3 protein-coding genes and 1 pseudogene are annotated in these 3,127 nt (G+C 41.0%); 1 reads left to right on the top strand and 3 read right to left on the bottom strand.

The annotated features are described in order from the left end of the window. The 3 genes and pseudogenes from IQ229_RS20690 to IQ229_RS20680 form a co-directional block, all read right to left on the bottom strand. Nucleotides 1–183: pseudogene (locus IQ229_RS20690) on the bottom strand (hypothetical protein); the annotation flags it as partial. Nucleotides 184–585: 402 nt separating this feature from the next. Next, nucleotides 586–960, bottom strand: a complete 375-nt coding sequence (locus tag IQ229_RS20685; RefSeq protein WP_194046939.1) for a hypothetical protein — start codon at nt 958–960, stop codon at nt 586–588. Nucleotides 961–1,059: 99 nt separating this feature from the next. Next, on the bottom strand, nt 1,060–1,425 hold the full coding sequence (locus IQ229_RS20680) for a hypothetical protein (RefSeq protein WP_194046938.1): 366 nt from the start codon (nt 1,423–1,425) through the stop codon (nt 1,060–1,062). Nucleotides 1,426–1,966: 541 nt separating this feature from the next. Between IQ229_RS20680 and IQ229_RS20675 the strand changes: the two genes are divergently transcribed. Next, nucleotides 1,967–3,100, top strand: coding sequence for a substrate-binding domain-containing protein (locus IQ229_RS20675; protein ID WP_194046937.1), 1,134 nt, complete (start codon nt 1,967–1,969; stop codon nt 3,098–3,100). Nucleotides 3,101–3,127 lie beyond the last annotated feature (27 nt).

Below are 3,127 nucleotides of genomic sequence, written 5' to 3'. Positions count from 1 at the left end.
GACAGAGGCAGATTTCAGGGCTATATCCGTAATTTTATTAATTTCGATACCAGGAGATATTTCAATCCACAGTGATGTATCTCCTGGTAATGGTAAGAAGCCTTGGGCTACTGTTCCCATATATGCTGCATGTTGAGGTTGCAGGCTGTCGAGAAATACGAAACTGCGTAATTCTATGCCCAAGATTTTGCTCTCCAGTCGTGAGGGTAAAAGTTATCTATATGCGAGATATAAGTGCCTAACTTGACAATATAGGGTATAAAAGAGCGCAAAATCCGTTTAACGGATCTACACCCGTGTGTCAAATGGCAATTATAGAAGCTAATGCTTATTTAAAAGACCATTGTCGTCTTGGGATAATATCTACTTCGATCGGACGACATAATTTTTGTTTAACACGGCTGCTTTGTAAACATCTAGACCCTTTTACATTACCCCAGTTTTACCCCAAATATTTCCCCAACATCTCCCGATCAGGTAAATAAGCAGATACAAAGCACTTAAAAGCTTTGCATTGGTTTAAGATTTTGGCGCGATCGCCAATATTCGGGAGTCAGGGCGATCGCGATTTTTCTGGTATATCTATCAGATACTAGGCAAGTCCCCTTCTGGTAAGACATTATCTATGCTGAGTACCCACGGTATACCTTTGTCAATTGGAGAACTGACAGTAATTTTAGCTCTGTTAGCAAACTGTTTTAAGCGATCGGCAAATTGGGGAACAGTTTTCATGATATTGCGATAGCTTTCCATGTTATTACAAATTAGGATCAACGTCAAAACGCCACTATTGATTTGGAAATACCAATGACAACTCGATAACAAAATCCGTGTCATGCGATCGCACGCTAAAAAAAAGCTTTTTTTCGTTGCTTCTTCAAGCTGTCGAAATAGTATTTCACTCAGCTTAATTGTTTGAGATGAAGGCAAATCATCTGGGTGTAGGCATGGTTTATTCATAAGTTTTTAGCAAGCTTCAAAAGTAATGAAGCTGCGGTGAAGATTGGTACTTTTGATTTTTTGCAGATTGAATATTGCAGAAAAATCAGGTTTACTAGGTTATTGTTCTTGAGTGACAATCCACAGCAAGTCTAACCACAACTGGGGATAAGCTTGCTTGAGGTTTGAGAGGCGATCGCGCATTAAGTTATTGGCATTCAAGCAAACAACTTCAACTAGCCCTAAGTATTCTGCTACTTCTTTGAGTAGGTTTTTTTGTTTTACTACAGCACTCATTAGTCTGTCATGGCAATAAATAGCAATGTATTTTGTATGGCGGATGCATATTTTTATATTCACTCTTGTTAAGTGAGGATGATGAGTGATTATCTTCATATAACATTGGCTTAACAGTTTCCATACACGTGGGTGAGTGTGTTCAATAATTACGTTAAATTGCTGGGCTAAATCTTCTTCGGTAATCATTACTCTCTCCATTGCTTTGTTGCCATCTGTTGCATACTTTGGTAAATACCTAATTGATTGTGCAAAAACTTAAAACAGCAATTCTTTGCTGATGCTATGTGCATATTCACTTTAGTCAAATAGGTAATTTTTCGTCAGGGCAAAATTTACCCCAAAAAGCGAAATTGTTTGGTATGTTTTCTACTGTTTGTATTACTCGCCTATCAAGCATCAAAGCTGAAACTAATCTCTAAAACTGTATTAGACGCTACTATCCACCAATTTAGTTGGTAAAAATTTACTGCAAAATAAATGCTCTGTTTATCGGAATTTGGGGCTTTTGAGCCAAAATAGCAGGTAAAAAACAACCACCCGCAAAAATAATTTGCGCTTCGCAAGCAAATTGGCTATTTCTGTGATAGTCTTTTTATATGGGGAATCAAGACAGCGAAAGCACAAAAAGTCGTCAGAGAGAAATGATATAAACTCAAAGACCATACTTTCGCCTTGGCAGATATAAGTTAAATCCGCTACGGCTTTTTGAAACTAAGAGACAAAGCCAATGAAGCAGGATAGTGACCTCCGTAATAACTTGAAGTCGATTAGAACTCGCTTAGGCATGAGCCAACAAGATTTGGCTAACATTGCTAATGTGACTCGTCAGACTATTAGTGGTGTAGAGTCGGGACTATATGCTCCCTCAGTAGCCATAACACTTCGCTTGGCCAAAGCGCTTGGCTGTCAAGTTGAGGATCTATTCTGGTTAGAGCGGGATTTACCTGAAATTGAAGCAGTTCTTGCCAAACCTGTTCCTAATGGTCAGCAACTGCGAGTTAGCATGGCTCGTGTGGGAGGACAATGGATAGCTTATCCCTTGATTGGCAAGGATGCTTTTCGCCAAGATATGATTCCGGCTGATGGTGAGGGTGAGACTTGTACAGGTACAAATAAAATTCGAGTCCGTCTTTTAGACGATAATCTCGATACACTTCACAACACGGTTGTGATTGCTGGTTGTGCCCCTGTGATTTCACTATGGGCAAGAGCCACCGAACGCTGGCATCCCCAACTGCGAGTTCAATATAACTTCGCCAATAGCATGGCTGCATTGCACAGTCTATGCAGAGGTGAGGCGCACATTGCTGGGATGCATCTGTACGATCCTGAGACTGGTGAGTATAATACTCCCTTTGTTCGAGATGTTCTGGCTGGGAGGGAAGCAGTTCTGATTACCCTTGGTGTCTGGGAGGAGGGACTTTTGTTGAAGTCAGGGAACCCAATGGGAATTAGAACAGTTAATGACTTAGTTGCAGGGGGAGCGACTATTGTCAACCGCGAAATCGGTTCTGGTAGTCGGATGCTTTTGGAACAAACACTCCAAAAAGAGCAGATACCATTCGATGCTGTTCAGGGCTTTGACAATATACTCAAAAGTCACCAAGATGTTGCCCAAGCTGTAGTCAGGGGAGTTGCCGATGCTGGTATGAGTACAGCATCCGTAGCTACCGCCTTTGGGTTGGGATTTATCCCTTTACATCAGTCACGATATGATTTGGTGATTCTCAAGGAATATTTAGAAGAAGCACCAGTGCAGCAGTTGCTCAGTACTTTGGGACATCGGATGGTTCACTCACAATTTGAAATTCTCGGCGGTTACGATATTAGTAAAATCGGGGAAGTTGTAGCGACTGTTTAAAGTGGATTGCAATGGTTGGTTGTGTGG

The sequence above is a fragment of the Nostoc cf. edaphicum LEGE 07299 genome (assembly GCF_015207245.1).
Classification (GTDB): domain Bacteria; phylum Cyanobacteriota; class Cyanobacteriia; order Cyanobacteriales; family Nostocaceae; genus Nostoc; species Nostoc edaphicum_B.
Note: the sequence above shows the minus strand (reverse complement) of the source record. Positions and strands in the feature narration are given on the sequence as shown.